Source organism: Shouchella clausii, assembly GCF_002250115.1.
Classification (GTDB): Bacteria; Bacillota; Bacilli; order Bacillales; family Bacillaceae_D; genus Shouchella; species Shouchella clausii.
In genome coordinates this window covers 208,895-233,350 of sequence record NZ_CP019985.1, presented here as the reverse complement: position 1 = coordinate 233,350, position 24,456 = coordinate 208,895, and the positions used below count along the sequence as shown (strand labels likewise).

The following is a 24,456-nucleotide window of genomic DNA, read 5'->3' as shown; positions in this document are numbered from 1 at the left end:
CGAACCATTGTGACTCTAACAAACGAAAACGTGAAAAGGGGAAATGGAAATGGATATTCGTTATGAAGTCGGGCCAAGAGATTTTAAAACGTATACAACAGAGGAAATAAGAAAAGCTTTCTTAGTCGAATCGCTGTTTGAAGAGGGTACGCTCCATTTAAGCTACTCCCACTATGACCGATTAATTATCGGCGGCGCTGTTCCAAGCCGTGAAGCGATTGCCCTAGACGCAGGCGATGCTTTAAAAACCGATTATTTTCTTGAAAGGCGGGAGTTGGCTGTTATCAATATCGGTGGCGAAGGGACGGTAACGGTCGGAAAAGACACATATAAAATGGCAAAGCGTGACTGCCTCTATGTTGGGAAAGGCAATGAACATGTCGAATTCGCAAGCAACGATCCACAACAACCAGCCCGATTTTATTTAGTGTCAGCCACTGCCCATCAAACATATCCGACAAAACTGGCACCGATTGGAGAAGCGCAACCGACGAAATTAGGTTCAGATGCTGAATCGAATAACCGGACGATTTACAAGTATGTCCATAAAGACGGGATTGAAAGCTGCCAGTTAATGGTGGGAATGACGCTGCTTGAGCCGAACAATATGTGGAATACAATGCCTGCCCACCTTCATGACAGGCGGATGGAAGCCTATTTGTATTTTGATATGGAAGAAGATACGCGTGTGTTCCACTTTATGGGTCAGCCGCAGGAAACGCGCCATCTAGTGATCAAAAATGAACAGGCTGTCATTTCACCGCCATGGTCAATTCATTCAGGCGTCGGCACAAGCAATTACACATTTATTTGGGCGATGGCTGGCGAAAATTACACGTTTACGGATATGGACACAGTAGCGATGGAGGAGCTGAAATAAATGATTTCCACAGGAAAAGTATTCATTCACGAAAATTTTATGCTGCAAAATAAAACAGCAGAAACACTTTACCATACGTATGCAAAAACGTTGCCGATTATAGACTACCATTGCCATGTCCCTCCACAAGAAATTGCCGAAAACCGCCAATTTAACAACATTAGCGAAATTTGGCTTCATGGCGACCATTACAAATGGCGGGCAATGCGTGCTGTCGGTGTCGAAGAAACGTTTATTACAGGCGATGGGGATGACAAAGAGAAGTTTCTTAAATGGGCGGAAACGGTCCCTTATACAATGGGCAATCCTCTCTACCACTGGACGCACTTAGAATTGAAACGTTATTTTGGCATTGACGAGCTGTTAAGCAGTGATACAGCTGAAGCCATCTGGAGGGCTACGAAAGAACAACTAGCAGAACCAGAGCGGTCAGTCCAAGGCATCATCAAGGAATCGAATGTCGAAGTGATTTGCACAACAGACGATCCGAGCGACCATTTAGAAGCCCATCAGCAAATTAGAAAAGATGGAGCGTGCCAAGCAGCGGTGTACCCTGCATTTCGCCCTGACAAAGCCTTGTTTGCTTCAGCGCCTAGCTTTGTCTCTTATTTAGAAACGTTAGGGGCTGCGGCAGAAGTGGACATTTCATCGCTTCGCTCTTTATTGGAGGCACTGGAAAAACGGGCGACGTTCTTTGCCGAGGAAGGCTGTGTTCTTTCTGACCATGGGCTTCGTACACTCCCGTTTGTAGATGCGACCGAAAAAGAAGCAGAAGCGGCGTTTCAAAAAGGACTAAATCAAGAAACGCTTACGCCGCAAGAGGAAGAAAAATACCAAACATACGTATTGTTGTTTTTGGCACGCCTGTACAACAAACTCGGCTGGACCATGCAATTTCATCTAGGGGCATTGCGAAACAATAATTCGCGGATGGCTGAGCAAGTTGGACCAGACTCAGGTTTTGACTCTATGGCTGATGACCGTTTTGCTGAATCATTAAACCGTTTTTTAAACGAGCTAGAGCGGACAAATGAGCTGCCAAAGACGATTTTGTATACATTGAACCCGATTTATAACGAGGTGATCGCGACTGCGATTGGCAACTTCCAAGGAGGCGGCATACCTGGCAAAATCCAATTCGGTTCAGGCTGGTGGTTTAACGATACGAAAGATGGCATGGAAAAACAAATGACGGACTTGGCAAACAATGGTTTGTTAAGCTTGTTTGTCGGTATGCTTACGGATTCCCGTAGTTTCCTTTCCTACACGCGCCACGAATATTTTCGTCGCATTCTGTGCAATCGTATCGGTGAATGGGTTGAGCGGGGCGAATGGCCAGCAGACGAAAAATGGCTCGGCAAAGTGGTAGAAGACATTAGTTATTATAATGCAAAGCGCTATTTTGCTTTCCCGAATTAGACTCAGGTGGCCGGGAGACAGACGGATGAAAAGCCGTATAAATGCACGTATCCATCAGTTCTCCCGTATGTGGGCTCCGTTCGTTTTCTAGCAATGTCGCTTCAAGCATAAAGCCGAGCTTCTCAGGAATCGCTCGGCTTTTTTTGTTGTTTCGATCACAGCGAATTTCCAGGCGGTGAGTATCGTGTGTAAAGAAGGCATAGGACATAAGTGCTTTAGCCGCTTCAGTCATATAGCCTTTTCCAGCAAAACGGCTATCGATCCAATACCCCATTTCCATACGCGGGACATCCCAGTTAATATGGTGGAGTCCGCAGGAGCCGACAAAAGTACCGGAGCGCTGCTCGAATAAGTGGAAATGAAATGCTTTTTTTTGCAAAAAATCAACATGTGCTTGCTGTACACCTTGTTCAGCTTGCTCTGGCGATGACATTCTCTCCACCCATGGAATCCATGGCACCAATTCTTTTCTGGAAGCCTGGAGTGCTTGATACAAAGCAAACCCGTCCCCAGGCAGTGGCAGCCTAAGGAATAACCGTTTAGTCAAAAGCTCAGTTGACGCTTGCAAATGGGGCCGATACATCAAAACGCCTCTTTTCCTTTCATATGGAATCCAGCATTAGTTCAATGTATGGGAAAAAAGGCTGGTTTATGAATAATGGCGCGCAGCTTGGAGGAGCAAGCTTACTAGGAATAACCCAGTTGAAGAGAACTTCAAATTGGGTTATTCCACACATTTTCATCACATTATTGAAGATAAGCCAATATAGCATCGCGCAAGAAGACGGCGCCTCCAGGGACTGCTTTGTTGTAGTAAGCAGCAAAGCGCTCATCATCTACATACATTTTGGCAACGCCAGCATGTGCCTCTTTCGAGTAAGACGCCCACGAGAACTGGAGCCACTCTTTATGGGCCTGGGCTAGTTTTCGGGCTGTTTCAGACGTAGGGTCGTTCGTTGCCAGTGCTTCTTTTAACAAGGCAAAGACTTCCTGTTCTTTTGCTTGCATGGCGTCGTATTGCTCTTTCGAGAGACCACGAAATTTAGCATTTGACTCATCAACCGTCTTGTCACCGTATTTTTGGCGAATTTCTTCTCCAAACGCTTTTTCATTGTCTGCAATTCGCTTTTCTTTCAAAGCGTCAAATTTGTCTTTGTCACTCATCGTTTCTGCTCCTTTCTTTGAGGCAATCGTCCGCTCAACCGTGTCGATAATGCGGTCAAGACGGGCGCGTTTATTTAGGAGTTGGGCACGGTGCTCATAGAGTGCCGTGATAGGGTCAAAGGAATCATCGGTCACGAGCTGCATAATCGTTTCAAGGTCAACGTCAAGCTCACGGTAAAATAGAATTTGCTGCAACAGGTCGACTTGTTTTTGGCCATATATCCGATAACCTGATGAATTGACCCGTTCTGGCTTAAGCAAACCAATTTCATCATAATAACGAAGCGTCCGTGCACTGACGCCTGCTAATTGAGCCAGTTTTTTGACCGTATATTCCATTTCAACTCCCCCCTTGAGTTAACAATAAAGGTTTACGTAACGTTAATGTCAATACACAAATAAAATCTTTTTTTCTTACTTTTAGATTTCCTCCATAGAAGGGATGCATGCACAGGGAAAGGATCGGGCATGCTATAGGCATTCTAACGTAGAGGTGAGCGATCGTGCCTACGATTTTATCAGTTAGTACATATGATCCACCCCATCCACTCAAACAGGAACAGACAGTGGAATTTGCCCGGGAATTATTTGCTGAAAGTTTTTCAGACATCGAACGGTTATTAAACGTTTTTGCCAATGGGGAAATTGAAAAGCGCCATTTTTCCGTGCCGTTGGAATGGTTCCAAACAAGCCACCGTCTAGGAGAGCGGAACGACCTCTTCATTGAAAAAGCAACGGACTATAGTGTAGAAGCAGTAAAAAGCTGCTTGGCAAATGGCCATTTTTTATCAAGAACAATCGCTCCCGAAGAAATCGATGCGATTATTTTTGTGTCCTCGTCAGGTATGGCAACGCCATCGATAGACGCTCGCATCATGAACAAACTGCCTTTTCGTCCTGAAACAAAACGGTTGCCTATTTGGGGACTTGGCTGCGCGGGAGGAGCTGCGGGCTTAAGCCGTGCTTACGACTATTGCCTCGCCCACCCGAAAACAGCGGTTTTAGTCGTCTGCGCCGAGCTATGCGGACTAACTTTCCAAAAAGAAGACCAATCGAAAAGCAATTTAATCGGCACGTCGCTCTTTGCTGATGGCGTCGCATGTGCCCTTGTCGCTGGGCAAGCCTCGCCACTGCTCGCAGACGCCGCCCAAGCCTATCGCCCAGTAATCCGTGCGACCCAATCGGTACTGATGCCTGACTCAGAAGATGTCATGGGCTGGGATGTACGGGACAATGGATTAAATGTTATCTTTTCAAGGCATATTCCAACATTAGTTGCCCAATGGCTGAAGCCGAACGTTGAGGAGCTGCTTCACCAAGAAGGGAAAGAGATAGGAGAGATCAATGCTTTTATCGCCCATCCTGGCGGAAAAAAAGTGTTGGAAGCGTATGAAAAAGCACTAGGTTTTCCAGAAGAAATGACGATGCTTTCCCGCAAAGTGTTAAAAGAGCACGGCAATATGTCTTCCCCCACTGTCCTTTACGTGCTAAAGGAATCAATGGAAGAAACGCATAAGCACGGCGATGTCGGCCTCGTTGCGGCGCTCGGCCCTGGATTTTGTTCAGAAATGTTAGTGCTTGAATGGGCAGGTGGCCTCCATTGACGTGGGCCTATATGATGATTGCGCTGATTATCATTCAACGCCTCGTGGAAGTAAGGGTAGCGAGACGAAACGAACGTTGGCTGAAAGCACAAGGGGGCGTTGAAGCGGGGACAGCCCACTATCCATGGATGGTTACGCTGCATTGTGGTTTTTTTATTTCGCTGCTGATCGAAGTGACATTATCCAATATAGCATTTTCGCGTTGGAGCGCGATTCCCCTTGCCATCGTCGTCATTGCCCAAATCATACGCATCTGGGCGCTTTCCTCCCTTGGTAAATATTGGAACACAAAAATTATCGTGTTGCCAGAAGCGCCAGTCATTGAAAAAGGGCCCTACCGCTTTTTGCGCCATCCTAATTACATGGTTGTAGTGGCGGAAATCGCGTTTGTCCCATTGCTGTTTCAAGCGTATTGGACGGCTATTGTGTTTAGTCTATTAAATGCAGCCATGCTGACGGTTCGGATTCCCACGGAAGAGGCAGCCTTGCAAGGAGAGACAGACTACGGCGAACGATTTAAGGAGAAGAAGCGGTTTTGGTTGGTGTGAAAACGAATAGAAACCCCAAGCCTTGAAGAAGGTTTGGGGCACAGAGTTTTAAAGGAGTTGTCCTGGTTTAGCTTGTGTGGTAATTTCAGAGCTTTGTTCAGTAGTAAATGATCCAAGGGAAAAGGAAAAAAGAACGACAAGAGTTGAAGATACTACGAACCATTTTTTCATGTAAATTAACTCCTTCTTAAAAAAATTTGATTTTTTTAATTTCTTTTTCCGCAAATCCAATCATATGGGTGTATCCTTCAGACGAAAAAGCTTTAATCGTCTCGAAAAACAAGGGAATACTTTTAAGTGCTTTTGCTTTGTAAAACAGCAAATGTGCGTCTTTTTTTCCAGGCGTCTCTAGTTGGGAAATGATTTCTAAAGCTTTTCGAGTTTCGCCCCTAACCACATATTGATGTGCTTGTTCTTTCGGTGTCACATGGTCAATGTCGAAAATTTCGCCGAGCATATTTTTAACAAACGGGATATAGTCATATTCCAAGTTCTGATGATAATGATCCAACTTAGAGCGTTGTGCGTAAAAAAGAGCTTTTTGATGTGCATCTAAGCATTGTTGCTTGTTGTCTTTTAAATACACAAGCCCAAGGCCATGATAAGCAGTGACCAGAAGTACATCGGGAATGGCCTCAATTACTGTGGCGGCTAAATAACAACGTTCTGCTTCCTCATAGTCTCCATCGCCGAATAAGCTAGCATTGCCTGCAAGCAAAGTCACCCGTGCTGCAAGTGCACTCTTGAAAAATCCACTAGGCATCGTTTTAAATTGTTCTTTAAATTGTTTCATCATGGGTGTTAAATTATTGATGATACCGTGATTGTCAAAATAATTTAGTTCAGCAATCTCTAATCTCATTCGCAATTGGGGATGTTTGACTAAGCCGAATAAATTTCGGATATTACGGATCAACACATCATCGATTTTTAAATGGGGCAAAAAATCATAGAAGAACCGATAGACTTGGACCCATTCTTGTAATAAATCATCATTTTCATGGATCTGGATCATTTTTCCTAATGTGTCAACTTGCCTAAACAAGTTCGCATACTCAAAAGCATCTTGCACATGTCGGAGTCTTTTAACGTGTAAGGCGTAAATATTCATTAAAGGAACGTAATCATTCGGCAGCGTTTTCTTCACCATTGTCAACACTTGTTCAAATGAAAGTTCTGGATGATTGTTTGCGAGGTCTTTCATCAATTGTTCTGTAATTTGTTCTTTCTGCAATACACCGTTATTGGCAATTGCCATTACAGGTTGTTGAATGATCTTCCCTCCTTTTGTGGTTTGGCTTATTTAAAGGGTAGTACAGCAAATGACATAAATCAACAACTTTCTGCTAATTTCTGATTTTCCCAATACGCAGCTAGTTAATTTTGTGTCGTTTCTGTAGGAAAGACGAGGAATGCAGTTGCTTTTTTGTCTTTTGATGGGGAGGAATGATTGTTTAAATGGAAGTGGAAGGTAGTGCTTCGGGGAAAGGAACTGTTATGTGAGCATCGAAGTGTGCATTAAAAACACTCCATCAGACGGCAACCGAAATAAAAAAACAGCTTTCGCTTTTAAGCTGTTTTTTAAATAGTGTCATTATATCTTTTTCATAACTGGCCTGAATGAAATGACCATACAAGCTATGAACAAGATCAGTCCAAGGCCCGCCATAATATAACCAGAGTATTGGTTTCCATAAGTGTTTATTAATGAGCCTACAAGGAAAGCGCCGATAGGTTTGCTTATAAAGCTGAAAAAAGCTAACACCGAACTGACACCAGCAAGCATATGAAAGGGAATCATTTTTTGGCGTATTGTTTTGGAAAAAATATCGGTTGGTGCAATAACAATGCCGCCTAAAAAAAGAATGACACATACGAAGACGATATTCGGTACGATTCCAATAAAGAAATATAGGAGGCCATGTAGACCTATCAATATGCCCATCGTCATAGCAAAAGGAACTTTCCATTTCATATTGCCCGCCAAAAATAAGCCTAATATAAAGCCTACTGAGTTTACAGACATAAGTAATCCATAAACAAATCCGTTACTTTCGAGAACGTCAACGGTGAAAATAGGGTAAAGGACTTCAATCGGTCCAAATACAAATAAATTCCACAAAAATCCTATAAGCAAGATGGATAGCATAGGGGGTGTTTTTACGATAAACGAGATTCCCGTCTTTAAGGAATTTATAAACGTTTTTGGCTTAGCTTCTTTGTTATCAGCTTGTTCAACATTGAAATGGTCTCGATAATCTTTGTTTCTTTGCGCAATGATTAGGATGACAATCCCGAGAAAAAGAAAGGAGGCCATGTTAAGAACGAGGCCGTAATAAATGCCAATTGTAGAGACAAATAAACCACCGATTAATGGCCCGATAATGTAAGAGGCATCAAATTGAATGCCTTGTAGAGCATTTGCAGGTATTAGCTGCTCTTCATCTCTTACTAAAACCTTGATCATGACGAATTCCGATTGTTTGCTTAATGGAACAAATATGTATTCTAAAGTCATCAGTCCTACAATCACCCACGGACTAACGCCGTCCTCGACATATAATAGCGATATAAATAAAAACGTTAAAATAACTGTGCGAATTCCAGTACTAGAGATTAAGCTAGTAAACGGTCCCCACTTGTCTACTAAATGCCCCATATAGGGAGACATAATCGCATAAGCGGATTGAGTGAGTATGACAAGAGCCGTTAAGTAAACGGCAGGATGATCGAATTGAGTTGTTAAAACCCAAGTTGTGATCACCCAAGCAACCAGGTCTCCAGCCAATGAAAACATAGAGACTAATAGAAACCATAAATAGTTTTTATTACCCCAAATGGGTATATAGTTTTCAAATAAACGAGCGAACTTACGTTTCAAAAAATCGCCTCTTTTATTTCGTAATATAGGATATGCCCCACTTTTCGGTCTGAAAATCTCTCAAAAGCTTACTTGCCAACATTCCGGTATTTCTTTTTAATAAGGTATTGTGTTTATCGTAAATTTTATTTTTGAATTTTTCAACCTATTTTTGAACTTTTTACAAAGAGAGGCCTCCTCGGAAGGCCCAATTTAACAACACCCCTTGCAAAAACCTCTTGCTTTTTATCAGATAAATCAGGTAAGCTATAAACAGCTTTTTACTTTTTTTGAAAGGGGATGAGACAGATGACACGTATCGTTTTTGGTACTGCACGGTTAAAAACGGAATACTGCGTTTGTCTCGTCGGCGAGCTGCCTTTTCATCGGTAGGTTGCGCCTTTCAGAACGAGGCTGCGCCTATCAGCGCGCCTTTGCACACGTATATGCTTACATAAGTGACGTTGCGGCATGCCGCAGCGTCTTTTTTGTAGGCGAAGTTTTTGGCAATAAAAGGAAACAAAAAAGGAGGAACAACATGTGAGTAGGTTGATGGGCCGAATTCCACTTTTGCTTGATTTAGGGGAACTAGAAGGTGGATAGCAAAGCAATGGTCAAAGTTTGAATAGAGAGAAGTGAGAGAAAATGTTTCGTGTATTGAAGCAATTGGCCTGGTTTTTTAAAGAACAAAAAAAACGGTACACTGTAGCGGTTGTATTGCTACTTGTTGTCAGCGTTGTTGATTTGATGCCCGCTTTATTAATTGGGGAAGCGGTGGACGCGTTCCAGCGCGGTGCATTGTCTTATTCGTATGCTTTTAGCTTGATAGCGCTGTTGGTTGTTATCATTATAGCTAGTTATTGGATTAGTTTTATTTGGATGCAGCAACTGTTTGGCGGCGCTTTTATTTTGGAACGGAAATTGCGTTCCCGTTTTATGCGCCATTTGTTTGCGATGGATCCGCCGTTTTTCGAGAAGCGGAAAACAGGCGATTTGCTTGCTCGTGGAACGAATGACATGAAGGCCATTTCGATGACTGCTGGATTCGGCATTCTGACATTGTTGGATTCGGTCTTATTTATGGGGATCTTGCTTGCTGCGATGGTTCTTTTGATTGATTGGCGTCTGACGCTGGCGGCCGTTGCGCCGTTGCCGCTGATTGCGTTAGTCGTCACGATTTTAGGGAGTATGATCCATTCCCGTTTTTCAAAAGCACAAGAAGCGTTCGGTGATTTGAACAACCGTGTGCTTGAATCGGTGGCAGGCATGCGCGTTATCCGGGCTTTTCGGAGCGAGCGTCGTGACGAGAAATTATTTGCCGAAAAGAGCAACGACGTATACAAGCGGTACATGCAAGTGGCTCGTGTTGAGTCGTTTTTTGACCCTGTTGTCAATATGGTCGTTGGCTTAAGTTATGTGATCGGTCTTGGCTACGGTGCTTATTTGGTGTTCCACCAACAAGTGACGCTTGGACAAATCGTTACATTTAACATGTACTTAGGGATGTTGATTTGGCCAATGTTTGCAATTGGTGAATTGGTTAACATTATGCAACGTGGTGGTGCTTCTTATGACCGTGTCAACGATACGTTAACGGTTGAAAAAGCGGTTCAAGCGCCGGATGTGCCTGTTGAAGGCCTTGGCCACCATTTGCCGATCCGATATGAAAAAGTCAGCTTTTCATACCCAGGCGCAAAAGGAAATCAGTTGGAAAGCATCTCTCTGACAATCAACAAAGGGGAAACGATTGGAATTGTCGGAAAGACGGGGAGCGGCAAGTCGACGCTTGTGAAACAATTAATGAAGTATTATCCAGGACTAAGCGGTGACATTTCTTTTGCGGGTGTGTCGATTGCCGATTTGCCACAAGAAGAAATACGCGGTGCGATCGGTTATGTGCCGCAGGACCATGTGCTCTTTTCCAAATCAGTGCGTGAGAACATTCTATTTGCTGCTGATGGTGCCACAGAGGCTCAGTTAAACGAAGCAATCGAAGCTTCGGCTTTCGCCCAAGACCTCGCTTTTTTGCCTGAGGGGCTTGATACGCTTGTTGGCGAGAATGGCGTGTCTTTATCTGGTGGACAAAAGCAACGGATTTCGATTGCACGTGCGCTCGTGACAAAGCCGGAACTGTTAATTTTGGATGATTCGTTGTCAGCTGTCGATGCTAAAACAGAGGCGAAGATCGTTGCCAACATCCAAAAGGAACGTGCTGGCCAAACAACCATTATTACAACGCACCGGATGTCCGCGGTTGAACATGCCGATCAAATCATTGTCCTTGAAGACGGAAAAGTAGTAGAGCGGGGCACCCATGCGCAATTAATGGAAGAAGGCGGCTGGTATGCAGAGCAAGTTAGGAACCAATCGCTTGGTGAAGAGGAGGTGAATGTATGAGTACGGAAAAACGGCTCGTTCGTTATGCGTTAACAAGCAAGTGGACAATTATGGCTGCTTTGCTTATGTTAGCCGTCGCTGTAGCAGCAGAGTTGACGGGGCCTTTTATTGCAAAAACAGTGATTGACCGCCATATTTCAGGAATTGAAGAGCCTTGGTATGAGACCGAAGCAGGCAGCCAGGCAGTCTCGTATAACGGCGCCTATTACACACGGGAAGCCTACGCTGATAGCAGCCAAATCGAAGGCGAAGCTGTACAAATTATGCAAATCGGCAAGTCGTTTTACTTTACGGAAGAGCCACTTCCTCTTGACGGAAGTCGTTCTTTTCAAGATGGAGAGCTGAGGATTGAAGCAGGGGGAGACGTTTATACAGCGGAAGCGGAACCGTTGTCGACTTCCGAAGTGCTTGCGTTTTATTCGCCGGAAATCCCGCTTATTATCAACTGGTTGTTGCTTTACCTAGGGATTGTGTTTGTCGCTTCCTTCTTCCGCTACGGCCAAAGTTACTATTTAAAGAAAGCAGCGCACCGCATTATCCAGCGGATGCGGGTTGATGTATTTGGCCAGCTTTCCCGAGTACCTGTACGCTTTTTTGACCATCAGCCTGCTGGGAAAATTGTTGCCCGCATTACGAATGACACCGAAGCAATTCGTGAGTTGTATATGACCGTGCTCGCCAACTTTTTCTCAAGCGGCATCTACATTGCCGGCATTTATGTTGCTTTGTTTATCCTTGATTGGCGTTTGGCGCTAATGGCGCTTGTGCTATTGCCGATTTTGTATGCTTGGTTTAAAGTGTACCGTAAATTTGCTGCAGGCTATAACCGGAAAATCCGCGCCAAAAATGCGGAAATTAACGCTGCAATGAACGAAGCAGTCCAAGGCATGAGCATTATCCAAGCATTTCGCCAAGAACCAAAAACAGAAGCCGCGTTTGAAAAGTTAAACGAAGAGCATTATACGTATCAAGCAAAACTGCTTAAACTCAATTCATTAACATCCCACAATTTGACGTTTGTTGTCAAAAATGTGGTGTTTGTGGGGTTGATTTGGTGGATTAGCGGTGGAACAGCAGGTTTTTTAACACTTGGCGTGCTGTATGCGTTTGTGGATTATATCAATCGTCTGTTTGAGCCAGTTAACCAAATTATTAATCAGCTTGCTAATTTGGAGCAAGCCCGTGCAGCTGGTACACGGGTATTTGAATTAATGGATGAAGAAGGAAGAGACGTGGATGATAGTGAAATTCCGCGTTTTAAAGGTGAAGTAGCGTTCACGGATGTCCGTTTTTCTTACAAAGACGGCGAGCCTGTCCTGAAAGGCCTGTCGTTTCGCGCAAAGCCTGGCGATACGGTTGCCCTTGTCGGCCATACAGGGTCTGGAAAAAGTTCGATTATCAACTTGCTGTTCCGCTTCTATGATCCGCAGACTGGGACGATTTCGATCGATGGTGTCAATACGAAAACACTATCGCCCCAAGCAATGCGGGCACATATGGGCATTGTTCTCCAAGAACCATACTTGTTCTCAGGCACCATTGCCGAAAATATCGCCTATGGGCGGCCTGACGCGACACGGGCTGAAATTGAGGAAGCCGTTCGCCTTGTTGGCGGAGAGGACGTGTTTGCCAAACTGACGAATGGCTTAGATGAAGAAGTATCGGAAAAGGGCAGTACTTTATCAAGTGGACAGCGGCAGCTTGTCAGCTTTGCCCGCGCTCTAGTCGCGGACCCAGCCATTCTTGTTTTGGATGAAGCTACGTCGAGCATTGACACGGAAACGGAAATGATCATTCAGCGCGGATTGGAATCGTTGAAGGCGAACCGGACGACGTTTGTGATTGCCCATCGATTGTCTACTATTAAAGATGCTGACCAGATCATTGTGCTCGACCGAGGCACGATTCTAGAAAAAGGCACTCATGAAGAGCTATTGGCTGCAGGCGGGACGTATGCCCATATGTACTATTTGCAGCAAGGGCAAGCTGTGTAAAATGGAAACAGATCGCGGAATGCAGTCTGTTTAGCCTGTCGACTGTCTCGATATTACCGAGACAGTCGACAGACTTATAGCTTCCATACGGCGTGTGATGCCTGGATTTATTCTGGGAATCATGGTGAAACCAGCAAATATCCACGCCAGCCAAGTTTTCCAAGACCTGTTTGATCAATTGAAAGACACGGTGTGCCGACCGAAGATTGTAGCAGGGCGGGGCGGGCTTTAAAACGCCGACCATTGCCAAAAAGCTTCTAGAAGAAGGCGTTCATCCAGTCATGCCGTATAACGCCCAATGCCCCCTAAAGGCTATATCCGAAAAAACAATTGATCGTGTCTTTGCTGATCTGAAACAAAAGCATGGTCTGCGTTGGATTAACCTGAAAGGGTTGGGAAAAGTTCAATGCAGGCGATGCTTGTTTTTGCTGCGAGGAACTTTAAAAATTAGCCATCTGAAGTTTAAAGGGGGAACACTCCTCCAACTCCAAAGTCATTCCACATCTTTTTGATCAACAAAACGCCTTTGGGATTCATTCCTCAAAGGCGTTTTGTCTATGGTCTGAAACAGCTGCATTTTAATAATTTTTCTTTCTTGATTTCAAATGCTCATCGATTACTAAAATTTTTTTCCGGAGGTGCTTTGATTTTTTGAAAGAAAGGACGTTTAACACTTTATAAAAGTAAAAATGAACTTCTGAATACTTATCAGATGTATCTTTACTTGCTATCAACTTCATCTTTCTCACATCCTTTCATGTAAAATTTAGCAGAATCGTCTTTTAGCTGCGTTACACCCATCTGCAGTAATTGTAGCACATAAACTTCCATATATAGTAAAAACAAGTAAGAGACCTATAATTGGGATGGCACGACATGCGGCATTACACGCTGCTCTGCCACCAATTCCACATAGGACATTAATTGCGGTTTCGCACGCTGAAGCGGGGACATATTCTGGAAAATTCATATGCCTGTGACCATCAAAGACCTAGGAAAATCAACGCAGAAACGGGTAATTTATTGGTGTTACCTTGACAGGAATAAAACCAAAACCAGCCAACCTGTGATCAAAGAGAAAGAAGATAGGTAGGTTTTGGTTCTAAATGTTTTCTATAAACGGGATATTTTTAGAACAGATTGTTAATTACGTCAATAATTTTTTGAGAGAAAAAAGTGCTCACAACTAATGCGACTACTCCAACCTGTAATAATCTACCTACCATCGACAAATTTACTTTAATAAGACTAAAAACAAGACTAATCACCCATATACCTAAAATGAATAAAACAAAAGTGATTGGAGCAAGGCTAGGTGGCACGCCAAAAATGAAGAAGCCTACCGAAATTAAAGAGGTGTACCCTAATACAACAATGCCACTAACTAGATTAAACAAGACATTTATTCTTCTTTGAGTAGTGTTTAGAATTTGAAATCGAGAGCTGATAGGCTGATGAATTGCCCCAATTACTATGTTGGTCAATATTGCGACAAACGTAATTATTAATAATACGAACAACATCATGTATATTATATCGTGTTTTATTGCTTCAAGATAAAATTGACCTATCAAGCTTATAAAAGAAAAAACAACCATAAACCCTATAAAGAAAGCTCGATATTTAGCCGTTTTAAGGGGTTTAAAGTAAAAATAGCTAGTTACTCCAGCTGAGCTTAGCATTAAAAAAAACCAAATTAAAGGAACAGAGTTTGCGAAAAAAGAAGAATATAAAAAAATAGATGTGCTAAGTACAAAACTGGAAACGATGGCACTTATTAGAGCAATTTTTCGATAAGGAAGATAAGTTTTAAGTAAATCCTTTCCTACTTCTTTGCTTTCTCCAAAGTCTTCGATAGAAGCGTCTGCTGCTGAATCTGAATCCAGGCCTTTGCCTTCGTAAAACTCTTTCTTCTCATTGAGATATGTCAAAATTTCACTTTTTAGGTCGTTATAATTTTGATTGTTAAGCTCGACTTCATTAAGGATACTGTCAACATAATTTTCAAATTTGGTAGCCAACCTCAATCACTCCTTATTGAATTTTCAATCATTTTATTGATTGATCTCCAACTTTCCAATTTTTGTTTGAATGTCACTTTTCCTGCCTCGGTTATAGAATAATACCTGCGCCTGCCGCCATTCGTTTCATCTCCCCAATAAGAGGAAAGGAGTCCTTTTTTTTCAAGTCTTTTTAAAAGTGAATACAAGGTTCCTTCACTCATTTTGTATTGTTGGTTACTTTCGTCATATATTTTTTTAACAATGGCACCCCCATAGTCATCTGTTTTGAAAACGTGTGCAAGTATAATTAAATCTAAGTTGCCTTTAAGCTGTTCTTTATCCAATTTTATCCTCCTTTTCAATATTCATATTATGTTATGTACTAATATATAACGATGTACTATGTCTTGTCAAATTAACTCCCAAAAAAAGGCACGTTCCCTAGGAACGATAAAACGTACGGATGTTTACTGAGTCAATAACAAGTATGAAAATGAAAAAAATACAATGGCCTTTCCCGCTTATAATCGAAAAAGGCCATCATATTTTACCCCATTCTACCTTCGGGAGTGATTTTCATTTTTTAGCATGCATTATAAGCAAAGACTGCCCAGATTGTTGCATAGGCTGCAGGATATTTGCCCCTGTGCGGTCGAGCACAGTTAATTAGATTACGATCACACTGACAATCCCATCTTCCATACCGCTCCCAGCAACGGTCATGAGATCGACAGCAAGTGTCAATTGGATTTATGGGTGTACCGCCGCCTTTACTGCCCTTGTCGCCACAATCACTTCCACAATGTCTGTATCCTCCTGGCATACAGATATCCCAAGGTGCTTGAATAGATATTAATTCTTCATTGTGATCATAATTAGGGTTATCGGGCAGATCCTCTTCAATCGTTTGATCTAACTGACCGTCGTATTCTGTTGTCAAAACTTCTTTAACTTCTTGATCCTCTACTACAAAAGTTGTAATTAAAGATCCATTAGTATGAAGGAGGTCCGCAGAGAAACTTTCTAGTTTTTCCTCACCAGCTTCGACAAGGTGGTAATAAACCAATGCATTTTCAAGTTTTAAGTGTGCAAATGTCAGCTTAAAAATATGCTCATTTCCTTCAAAGCTATTCACGACTTTGCCGTTATAAGCAACTATGGATTCAGCAGAATTATTTTTTAATCCTACCTCATACAATTTCTCCAAAATTAATTTATAAGGTTTTCGTTCTTTGATTTGATTTAATAATTTTTGCTTTTGGAACTTGTCAAGAAATGAACCGTCAACAACTGTTTGACCCATTATAATACCCCCAGGTTAATTTATTGTCCACAGCATCTGCCCGTGTAAAATTGAGTACCATCCGGAAAAACACCTACTTCTCTTAAACATTTCTCATGGTAGTAACAGCAAGCTCTGCTATCTCCTGCACAACCAGTAATATATTGAGGTTTCACCTCATTATTTTTTTTGTCCAATACTATCCCTCCTTTCCTAATATATTGAGTACAAAAGAGGAAAGTTTCTGTACTCGTTAACATATAGAGAAACTTGGCGGATAATAATCAACTATGGTGAAAAAGTTTAACAAAGGTTGTTTTAACATAAAAAGACAAAAAGCAGGGGCACAACTGTGTGTTGCCTCTACTTTTTTCATACTGATTTGCTGCTTTTTAAAGAAGGCAGTGGTACAATTTAATATGTTAGTACCTCGGATTAGAACCTAGATAAAAATTTTTGTAGACCTTTGCTTTTCCACTTGGCTTTACTGCCAAGTGAGCTTTTAAAATAATCTCTTTTGTATTTTTTTATTTGTAAGAAATCAGTTATTTCAAGATCCCCTTTTTTGATGTTCTTTTCTTCGATCTTTTAAGCTTTCTAGCGTCATGTTGTTAACTCGAAAAATTGGCACTAAATTGTAGTAAGGACTTTACTTCCTCCTATTTTTAATACTATTCTTTAATTCGTTAATAACAGATGTTAGGGCTTCAATTTTTCTTGGGACCGTCAAGAATTTTGTGTAAATGAAAACCCTAATCTATGTTCAGTTAGACCACTTTCGTTATTTTCTTCGTTCAAACATGCTTACTAATTCAGCTCTTGCTAAATCAAATCCAAGATGACAACGTGTTGAGAATTTTTGATTGTAGGGTTCAAACTGACTAACGAGGAACCGCTCAATGGACGGTTCATTTGGAAATTGCTCTTTCCGCTTGCTGTACTTCTTTAACTGTTTATTAAAGGATTCAATAAGATTGGTGGAATAAATGCTTCGCCAAATGGCTTGAGGGAAGTCGTAAAACGTGAGTATAAAAGGATTCTCCTCAAGTGATTTTGTTGCTCTTGGATAGACTTTTTTCCATTTTGTCACGAAGTCATCGAGCGCTTTTTGGCCCTCTTGTTTGCTGGTCGCGCGGTAGACTCGCTTAAAATCACCACAGACTTCAGCCCGGTCTGAAACGCGAACCTTGTGTGCGAGGTTGCGTGATAAATGGACACAACACAATTGATAGGACGAAGAAGGAAAGAGACTTTGAATGGAATCGACGATTCCTTTAAGCCCATCCGAAACAAAAAGCAACACGTCCTCGACACCTCGATTCTGAAGATCTTCTAAGACTTCTTTCCAGACCAAAGCCGATTCAGTTGGTGCGATCGTGTACGCCAGCACTTCTTTCGTCCCATCCTCTTGAATACCAATGGCCAAACAGACCGCTTCTTTTGAAACCGTGTCTCGTTTAATCGCAATAAAGGTGGCATCTAAATAGACACAGACATATCGCTTCGCCAGGGTTCGTGCTTTAAAAGCTTCGACTTGTTTCTCCATCGTTTTGGTCATATTCGAAATGGTTTGTGGCGTGTAATGATGGCCATACATGCGTTCAAGGAGATCGGTGATCTCTCCTGTCGTGACTCCTTTTTGATACATGTGGATGACGAATGATTCAAGCGTGTCATTGGATCGCTTATACGGTGAGATCGTTTGTTGGTGAAACTCCCCATTTCGATCTCTCGGAATGGAAAGGTGAAGATCCCCAAACTCTGTATGAAACGTACGCGGGTACGTGCCATTCCTCGAGTTTCCTGAACCAAATCCACCACGATCGTATTTCTCATAGTCCAGAAAAGCCGTTAATTCTGTGGCTAGAAGGGTGTTGACGGCGTTTTCTAGATGCGTTCGAAAAACTTCTTTCAAATCCTCTTTCCGAACTAGAGCTTGTGCAATATCTGTAGTAAAATCAGTCATAGGGAAGTCCTCTTTTCTGTGAATTTTGTGTGGTAACTCAATTCTACTAGAAAAGGGCTTCCTTTTTCCGTCTAATATTTATTATTTACACAAGATATTTTACGCTCTCTTTTTCTTTCAAACCGAATAAGTAGATAAACAGCAATTAAAATAGGGAAACCAAAATTACCAAGTAGCAAAACCCAATTGTTTACATCGTGCATTTTAATCCCCCCTAGGTACTAGATAAGAGAAAATAATGTTGATTAGATCCATCATTTGAAAAATTTTCAACAAAATAGTCTGTTTTTTATTACAAAATATAGAAATGGTTGATAAATACGGTACTTATTCCTCTATATATTTAAAAAAGGGGGAATTGTTGTGGATTTAGTCGATCATATAGACAAGCACAGTATTTCTTTATTAACTGATCTACAGCCAAGTGAACATCCTGTACTTAAATCCTTCCTTTCTATTAAAGAACACCATCTGCTTTATTAAAAGGTGTTAGATCAGCCAAATAAAGAAAACGTTAGTGAATTAGACTTAGCATTTCGCCTATTTTTCTACGAGTTACGTCTGTTAAAGTATGTTTCAACACTAATTAGAAATTATACAATTGATGTTATTAAGCGATACAGGAACCATTTCAAAAAGCACGTGTATATTCTTGATAAAGAGGCTCCTACTGACAACGTCTCTAACACTTTACAAAGCTATTTTGCCGTAGATTATTCGACCGATCCAGCAGTATTGTTTGATAAAAAATGTGAATCGATTTGTCAGTGTGTTGGTAATAAGCAATTAAAAATTGCTCTTAAGGGTTTAACAAAAAAGCAACTCCAAGTATTAGAGTTATTCTATATTTACGACATGGATAACCAAAGTGCTGCCCAATATCTTAATGTCTCTAATCAAAATATTTCAACAATCCATAATCGGGCACTAGAGAAGTTATACAAGAAGATGGTTGATAAAGATGAATGATGAATTAGATCTAGCTAAAAAAATAAAACAGAAGCGTGAGTATGTTCTTAGAAAAGTGGAACCTCAAATTAAAAGACAAATGAAAGCTATACCGAATAGGTTTCGCGATGACGTTGAACAGGAAGTGAGGATAAAACTATTTCAGTCGATTGACAAAATTAAATTTGAGAACATCCCAACTATCTTTGAATTTATTGTAAACAATCAAAAAAGGAGGAAATAATAAAATGAGAACTAACAGCGAATTAATGGAGTGTGCAGCAGCAATACATCGAACTTTGTCCATTTGTTCTCGTTGCTTAGAGTGTTGCACTCCTGAAGAGAGGAAAATATACAGTGAATTGTCTCAAGACGCAGCTTTGATGCTAAGAAAATTAAACCTTGCTTTTAAAAAAGAAAAGGAGTAGTTATTTTTAGGGATTACGGGTTTAAAAAGGTTCCGGTCATCAAAGTGATTGGAACCTTATTGCAAGCTACCAGATTTCTTGTCCCATAAACTTATACAACAAGGTTCGCCCTAACCGATAATACGTTTAAACAATATCCACGGTCAAACCGCCAAAAAACAAGGAGCTTAACGGTCCAACACTACCAATCACACAAAAAAGACGCGAATCCCTATGTTCGCGTCTTTTTTCATCCCTTGCCACAGCCGTGGTCAATGGCCATTTTTCTCGTCAGGTAGTTGCAACGCTTCGGTTACATTGGCCTCGATATAGTTTAAGTAACGGCGCAGCTTTTGTGTCGTTTCACGAGAAAGGTCATTGTTTTGGAAAAGGGTTTGCAAAGAGCGGCGCATCTCTTCCATAATCTCGTAATGCAATCCGAGCATTTCCTTATAGAGCTTTTCATCGTTGTTCAAGTGCACATGATCAAGGCGGTTAAGCTGAATTCTGTAAAAATGGATGACTCGTTTAGTGACAGACTCGTTTTTTGTCGTCATTTGTTCGTCGAGTTTTTTGATAATGTCAGCAAAGAGGCGTGTGTAAATCAAATAGAGACGGTTCTTTTCCTCAATGGATAGGCGATTTTTGTTCGCTTTGTTTAACATTCTGTCGATAAAATGTTTTGAACCGAAACGTAAGAAAGCAAGTGGCGAGCGGACACTTAGGATTTGACCAATGTTTTGCGCTCTTGCGCGTAGCCGTTTTTCCATCGCTTCTGTTAATGTGGGATCTTCAAGTGTTGCTTCAAGCAAATCATGCTCATGTTGCAACGCTTTGAACAACAGAAAAAGCTCTTTCTTGCGGTCTGGCGCTATCAAGGTGTGATTGGTATTGGCATCATGGAGCAGCGGGATGACAATACGGTCATATTCGCGCTGTAAACGGCGCAGTGTTTGTTTGTCATGAGAATGGGATTTATCAGCCAAAATCACTCTTGCCTCTTGGGTCAACTGCTCAAGCGCCCGTGTAAAGCTAAGCTGTTGGTCGGCTTCTTGAAGTTCTGGTTTTTTGGCTAATAACGGCAGCAAGATGCTTGCAAGCAACACTGTCACAAGAATGGTGCCGGCGGCAAGGAACAGCAGCAAGTCCCGTTCTGGAAACGGGGAACCGTCGGCGGCGATGTAAGGGATTGTGAATGCCCCTGCCAGCGTGACGGCGCCACGTACGCCAGAAAACGTTAGGAGCGCAATGGCACGATGCTTTTCTTCTGGTTCTTCTTGAAAGAAAAGCAGTGGCTTGATCTTTTTCCAAAACAATGCAAGCCATATGTAGCGCAACAAAAGCAAAGAAGCGGTAATGGCGAGTATATAGCCGATCACTTCCATATCTGTAATTTGCGGATCGTCAAAGATGAGCCGCGTTGTGTCTGGGATTTGCAGGCCAAGCAACACGAAGACAAGGCCATTTAAAATGAAGAGAATGACTGACCACGTTGTGTCGGACACACGTTGCAACTCTAGCGTGCGCGACTCGACTTTTTCTTTTTCAATCGCGTGGACAATGCCTGCCGCTACAACGGCAAGAATTCCGGAAACGCCAAATTCCTCGGCGCCAATATAGATGACAAATGGCGTGATAATTTGAATAATCATATGCGTTGTGATATCTTCCATGCCAAAGCGGCGCAACGCCATTTTTAGGCCGATGAGCATAAAAGAAAACAGCACGCCTAATCCAAGCCCTCCGAGTGCAATCAACAAGAAGCTTACGGATGCTTCACTAACCGAAAATATACCTGTAACGGTAGCTGCAACAGCAAATTTAAAAGCGACAAGGCCGGAAGCATCATTCATTAAGCCTTCGCCTTCAAGGAGGCGCATTAACCCTTTTGGCATGTGGACTCGTTTGGCAATCGAACTGACAGCGACGACGTCTGTCGGTGACAGAATCGCAGCAAGTGCAAATGCGGCAGGCAATGGTATGGACGGAATCAGCCAATGGATGAATAGGCCAATAACCACAACCGTAGCAAACACGAGGCCGAGGGCGAGCAACAAAATAGGAAGGCGCAGCTTCCATAATTCATCTCGAGGCGTGACTTTGCCATCATTAAAAAGCAATGGGGCAATAAACAAGACAAAAAACAACTCTGGTTCTAATGGAATGTGAAGGCCGGCAGTTGGACTAATGGAACACAACATACCTAGTGCGATTTGGATTAATGGCAATGGGATAAACGGCAGAAAGCGTTGGATAATGTTTGATAAACCAATAATGAAAAACAAAAGTAAGACAAGATAAATCGTGCTAATTGGTATAACCTTCTTTCGTATGAAAACGTTGGAAGTACGTATGTTTATAAGTTTCCCAAACCTGCCCCTCCCATTCAGCTATTAAGTATAGCACAGGTAGAAGTGTTGTTCACTTTTTGGACGTGTCGTTAACTCAAAGGAAGTCAGCTAGTACAATAAAGAAAAAACGCCATCGCACCGCCCCCTTTTCCAGATTCTTTGAAAACGTTATACTAGACAACAAGAGAGGGGAAGCGTAACGTGAAAAAGCGGTCGCTTGAAAAGAAGTTTATCCTATATGTAGGCGGGCTCATTACACTGATTATGGTGCTCGTCACAGCGGTATATGTCTATTTAGAACGAAACCAGGCGCGCCAGCTTATTGGCGAACAAGCGTTGACGACTGCCAAAGCCGTTGCAGAAATTCCAGACGTGAAAAACGCGTTGGAGACAGGGGCGAGCACAGACGAGCTTCAGAAGTTGATTGGTGCTATCCAAAAACGGGCAGATGCAGAATATATTGTGGTGGGTGATGAGAATGGCATCCGCTTGACCCATCCAGACCAGGAAAAAATCGGCATGCCAATGGTAGGCGGAGACAACGAACAGGCGCTTGTTTATGGAAATAGCTACATTTCGTTGGCGGATGGTTCTCTTGGCACTGCGGTGCGGGGGAAGACGCCTGTTTTTAATGAAGAAGGCGACGTCATTGGCGTTGTATCAGTAGGATTTATGATCGGCTATATCGATTCCATCTTTAAACAGGGTATGGTTGTATTTTTAATTTGGCTGCTGTTGATTTTTTTAGTCGGAATTGCAGGAAGCACAGCGTTGGCGCGAAGCATCCGCAACGACACGTTTGGGCTTGAACCTTACCAAATTGCCAGACTCTATAAAGAACGCCAAGCGGTGTTCCAATCGATTAAAGAAGGATTGATTGCAACGGACCAAAAAGGGATTGTCACGCTTGTCAATCAGTCGGCGACAGATTTGCTACAAATTGAAGATGATGCAGTCGGGAAGCCAGTCGAAACGGTGCTTACACAATCAGAAATGGCTGCGGTCTTAAAAGAGCAGCACCGTAAAGGGCCACACGAAGCGATTTTTCGCGATAAACGGCTAATTGTCCATTACAAAACAATTGAAGAGAACGGGGAGTATGGCGGAAAAGTTGCCAGTTTCCAAGACCGTTCTGAACTATACGAGCTGATTAATGCTCTGTCGGAAATGCAGCAGTATTCCCAGGATCTCAGGGCGCAAGCACATGAGTTTACCAATAAGCTTTATGCGATTTCTGGCTGGCTTCAGCTTGGCTATAGCGACAAGGCGCTTGAATTTATCCATGAAGAAACAGGCGTACATACGCGCCATGAAAAAGTCATTTTCGAGCAAATTGCCGATCCGACGATTCAGGCGGTCTTGCTCGGCAAGCTTTCCAAGGCATCCGAAAAGAAAGTTACACTAGCGATCAACCCAGACAGCGCGGTGTCATTTATGTGGCCAGCGCAAGCAACGGCTTCGTTAGTCACCATTATTGGCAATGTGATTGATAATGCTTTTGATGCCGTCTTGGAAACAAAAACACCAGAAGTCGATGTGTTTTTGACCGATATTGGCGCGGAGCTTGTTATTGAAATTGCCGACAATGGCACTGGCATTGATCCCGCTGTTGCTGAACGCCTTTTTGAGCAAGGGTTTACTACAAAAGAAGGTGGACATCGCGGTTTCGGGCTCTCACTCGTGCAAGCGGCATTAAAAGAATTAGGTGGCTTTCTTGAAGTCGAGGCGAATAAGCCGACAGGGACGATCATTAGTTTGTATATTCCAAAGGTACAGGAGGGGTTGACAACATGAAAATAATGATCGCCGAAGATGATTATCGAGTGGCTGAAATTCACGAACAGTTTTTAAAGAAAATGAAAAATGTTGACGTTGTCGCCAAAGCGCAAAATGCGACAGAGGCTGTTTTACTTGCAAACATGCACCAGCCTGATGTGCTGCTGCTGGATGTGTATTTACCAGATCGCCTCGGCGTAGACGTTTTGCCAGAGCTGCACCAAGCATGCCCCGACATGCAAATCGTCTTGATTACGGCGGCGACTGAAAAAACAATTTTCCATAAAGCATTGCAAAATGGCGTTGTCGATTACTTAGTGAAACCAATTGCGTTTGAGCGTTTGCAACAATCGGTCGATAAAGCCAAAAGCTTGCGTAAGTGGCTCCAAGATAAACAGCCGATTGACCAGCAAGCAGCGGATCAATTTTTCCAAGGCACCAAAACCAAACATGCGCCACCAGAAGCCTTACCAAAAGGAATCGACCAGTTGACACTTGAAAGAGTGCGCACATTGCTGCGTCAACAATCGGAAGGAGTAACGGCCGAAGCATTAGGGCGGAAATTTGGCGCTTCACGGACAACGTCACGGCGCTATTTAGAGTATTTAATTTCAACTAATGAGGCAAAAGCGGAGCTGGAATATGGCATTGTTGGCAGACCGGAGCGAAAGTATTGGGCAACGTAGAAAGGCAAGAGGCGTCTCTTGCTTTTTTTCGTGAACTTTATGAACAAAATAAATAATATGCACTTAATGAGCGTTATTTTGAAAACGGTTACATTATCGTGAAAACTCAGTAAGATAAGAAAAATAATACGAAAGGAGAGAAATAAAGAGTGTTCATAAAAAAAAGCATAT

At 42.4% G+C, this 24,456-nt stretch carries 21 protein-coding genes and 1 pseudogene; 11 read left to right on the top strand and 11 right to left on the bottom strand.

Features of this window, described 5'->3' with window-relative positions; translation table 11 throughout:
- Positions 1-49 precede the first annotated feature (49 nt).
- Together kduI and uxaC are read left to right on the top strand one after the other, a co-directional pair.
- Complete coding sequence (gene kduI, locus BC8716_RS01080; protein WP_094423577.1) at positions 50-880, top strand: 5-dehydro-4-deoxy-D-glucuronate isomerase; 831 nt, start codon at positions 50-52, stop codon at positions 878-880.
- Entirely contained in the window at positions 881-2,299 is a 1,419-nt protein-coding gene (gene uxaC / locus BC8716_RS01075) for a glucuronate isomerase (protein ID WP_094423576.1), read from the top strand.
- Here the strand turns inward: uxaC and BC8716_RS01070 are convergent.
- Together BC8716_RS01070 and BC8716_RS01065 are read right to left on the bottom strand one after the other, a co-directional pair.
- On the bottom strand, positions 2,256-2,882 hold the full coding sequence (locus BC8716_RS01070) for a GNAT family N-acetyltransferase (RefSeq protein WP_094423575.1): 627 nt from the start codon (positions 2,880-2,882) through the stop codon (positions 2,256-2,258). The two genes, uxaC and BC8716_RS01070, sit on opposite strands and share 44 nt — an antisense overlap.
- A 164-nt stretch (positions 2,883-3,046) precedes the next feature.
- Positions 3,047-3,802 (bottom strand): MerR family transcriptional regulator, encoded by a 756-nt coding sequence (locus tag BC8716_RS01065; RefSeq protein ID WP_094423574.1) that lies wholly within the window; start codon positions 3,800-3,802, stop codon positions 3,047-3,049.
- 164 nt (positions 3,803-3,966) lie between these two features.
- Here BC8716_RS01065 and BC8716_RS01060 point away from each other — a divergent pair, with 164 nt between their 5' ends.
- Both BC8716_RS01060 and BC8716_RS01055 read left to right on the top strand, forming a co-directional pair.
- Positions 3,967-5,067 (top strand): type III polyketide synthase, encoded by a 1,101-nt coding sequence (locus BC8716_RS01060; RefSeq protein ID WP_094423573.1) that lies wholly within the window; start codon positions 3,967-3,969, stop codon positions 5,065-5,067.
- Positions 5,064-5,615, top strand: coding sequence for an isoprenylcysteine carboxyl methyltransferase family protein (locus BC8716_RS01055; protein WP_094423572.1), 552 nt, complete (start codon positions 5,064-5,066; stop codon positions 5,613-5,615). Before BC8716_RS01060 ends, BC8716_RS01055 begins: the two co-directional genes overlap by 4 nt.
- Positions 5,616-5,802: 187 nt before the next feature.
- Here the strand turns inward: BC8716_RS01055 and BC8716_RS01050 are convergent, their stop codons facing one another.
- Positions 5,803-6,873, bottom strand: coding sequence for an AimR family lysis-lysogeny pheromone receptor (locus tag BC8716_RS01050; RefSeq protein ID WP_094423571.1), 1,071 nt, complete (start codon positions 6,871-6,873; stop codon positions 5,803-5,805).
- 336 nt (positions 6,874-7,209) lie between these two features.
- Positions 7,210-8,496 (bottom strand): MFS transporter, encoded by a 1,287-nt coding sequence (locus BC8716_RS01045; RefSeq protein WP_094423570.1) that lies wholly within the window; start codon positions 8,494-8,496, stop codon positions 7,210-7,212.
- A gap of 624 nt (positions 8,497-9,120) precedes the next feature.
- Here BC8716_RS01045 and BC8716_RS01040 point away from each other — a divergent pair.
- The 3 genes and pseudogenes from BC8716_RS01040 to BC8716_RS22670 form a co-directional block, all read left to right on the top strand.
- Positions 9,121-10,872: an ABC transporter ATP-binding protein gene (locus tag BC8716_RS01040; RefSeq protein ID WP_094423569.1), complete on the top strand. Its 1,752-nt coding sequence runs from the start codon at positions 9,121-9,123 to the stop codon at positions 10,870-10,872.
- Positions 10,869-12,866, top strand: a complete 1,998-nt coding sequence (locus tag BC8716_RS01035) for an ABC transporter ATP-binding protein (protein ID WP_094423568.1) — start codon at positions 10,869-10,871, stop codon at positions 12,864-12,866. Before BC8716_RS01040 ends, BC8716_RS01035 begins: the two co-directional genes overlap by 4 nt.
- A 45-nt stretch (positions 12,867-12,911) precedes the next feature.
- Positions 12,912-13,448: pseudogene (locus BC8716_RS22670) on the top strand (transposase); the annotation flags it as partial.
- A gap of 184 nt (positions 13,449-13,632) precedes the next feature.
- Here the strand turns inward: BC8716_RS22670 and BC8716_RS22960 are convergent.
- From BC8716_RS22960 to BC8716_RS01005, 6 genes are all read right to left on the bottom strand, one after another.
- Positions 13,633-13,836 (bottom strand): halocin C8-like domain-containing protein, encoded by a 204-nt coding sequence (locus BC8716_RS22960; RefSeq protein WP_107588894.1) that lies wholly within the window; start codon positions 13,834-13,836, stop codon positions 13,633-13,635.
- A 160-nt stretch (positions 13,837-13,996) separates the two neighbouring features.
- Entirely contained in the window at positions 13,997-14,887 is an 891-nt protein-coding gene (locus BC8716_RS01025) for a hypothetical protein (RefSeq protein ID WP_094423566.1), read from the bottom strand.
- Positions 14,888-14,889: 2 nt separating this feature from the next.
- Positions 14,890-15,213: a PadR family transcriptional regulator gene (locus tag BC8716_RS01020; protein ID WP_094423565.1), complete on the bottom strand. Its 324-nt coding sequence runs from the start codon at positions 15,211-15,213 to the stop codon at positions 14,890-14,892.
- A 239-nt stretch (positions 15,214-15,452) separates the two neighbouring features.
- Positions 15,453-16,172 (bottom strand): phospholipase A2 family protein, encoded by a 720-nt coding sequence (locus BC8716_RS01015; protein WP_094423564.1) that lies wholly within the window; start codon positions 16,170-16,172, stop codon positions 15,453-15,455.
- A gap of 760 nt (positions 16,173-16,932) precedes the next feature.
- The gene (locus tag BC8716_RS01010) at positions 16,933-18,117 is read right to left on the bottom strand and encodes an IS256 family transposase (protein WP_094423563.1); all 1,185 of its coding nucleotides are present in this window, start codon (positions 18,115-18,117) and stop codon (positions 16,933-16,935) included.
- A 71-nt stretch (positions 18,118-18,188) separates the two neighbouring features.
- Positions 18,189-18,320 carry a YvrJ family protein gene (locus tag BC8716_RS01005; RefSeq protein ID WP_094423562.1) on the bottom strand — a complete coding sequence of 44 codons (132 nt, stop codon included), beginning with the start codon at positions 18,318-18,320 and terminating at the stop codon, positions 18,189-18,191.
- Between the two features lie 283 nt (positions 18,321-18,603).
- Here BC8716_RS01005 and BC8716_RS22955 point away from each other — a divergent pair, with 283 nt between their 5' ends.
- A complete protein-coding gene (locus tag BC8716_RS22955) occupies positions 18,604-19,086 on the top strand; it encodes a sigma-70 family RNA polymerase sigma factor (RefSeq protein WP_094423561.1) in 483 nt (160 codons plus the stop codon).
- Entirely contained in the window at positions 19,079-19,309 is a 231-nt protein-coding gene (locus BC8716_RS00995) for a hypothetical protein (RefSeq protein ID WP_094423560.1), read from the top strand. The genes BC8716_RS22955 and BC8716_RS00995 overlap by 8 nt, the downstream gene beginning before the upstream one ends.
- A gap of 435 nt (positions 19,310-19,744) precedes the next feature.
- On the opposite strand, the gene BC8716_RS00985 is transcribed toward BC8716_RS00995, so the two are convergent.
- Entirely contained in the window at positions 19,745-21,757 is a 2,013-nt protein-coding gene (locus tag BC8716_RS00985; protein ID WP_257392276.1) for a Na+/H+ antiporter, read from the bottom strand.
- Between the two features lie 267 nt (positions 21,758-22,024).
- Between BC8716_RS00985 and BC8716_RS00980 the strand changes: the two genes are divergently transcribed.
- The gene (locus BC8716_RS00980) at positions 22,025-23,617 is read left to right on the top strand and encodes an ATP-binding protein (RefSeq protein ID WP_179289384.1); all 1,593 of its coding nucleotides are present in this window, start codon (positions 22,025-22,027) and stop codon (positions 23,615-23,617) included.
- Positions 23,614-24,285, top strand: coding sequence for a response regulator (locus BC8716_RS00975; RefSeq protein WP_073304984.1), 672 nt, complete (start codon positions 23,614-23,616; stop codon positions 24,283-24,285). The genes BC8716_RS00980 and BC8716_RS00975 overlap by 4 nt, the downstream gene beginning before the upstream one ends.
- The last annotated feature ends 171 nt before the right edge of the window (positions 24,286-24,456 follow it).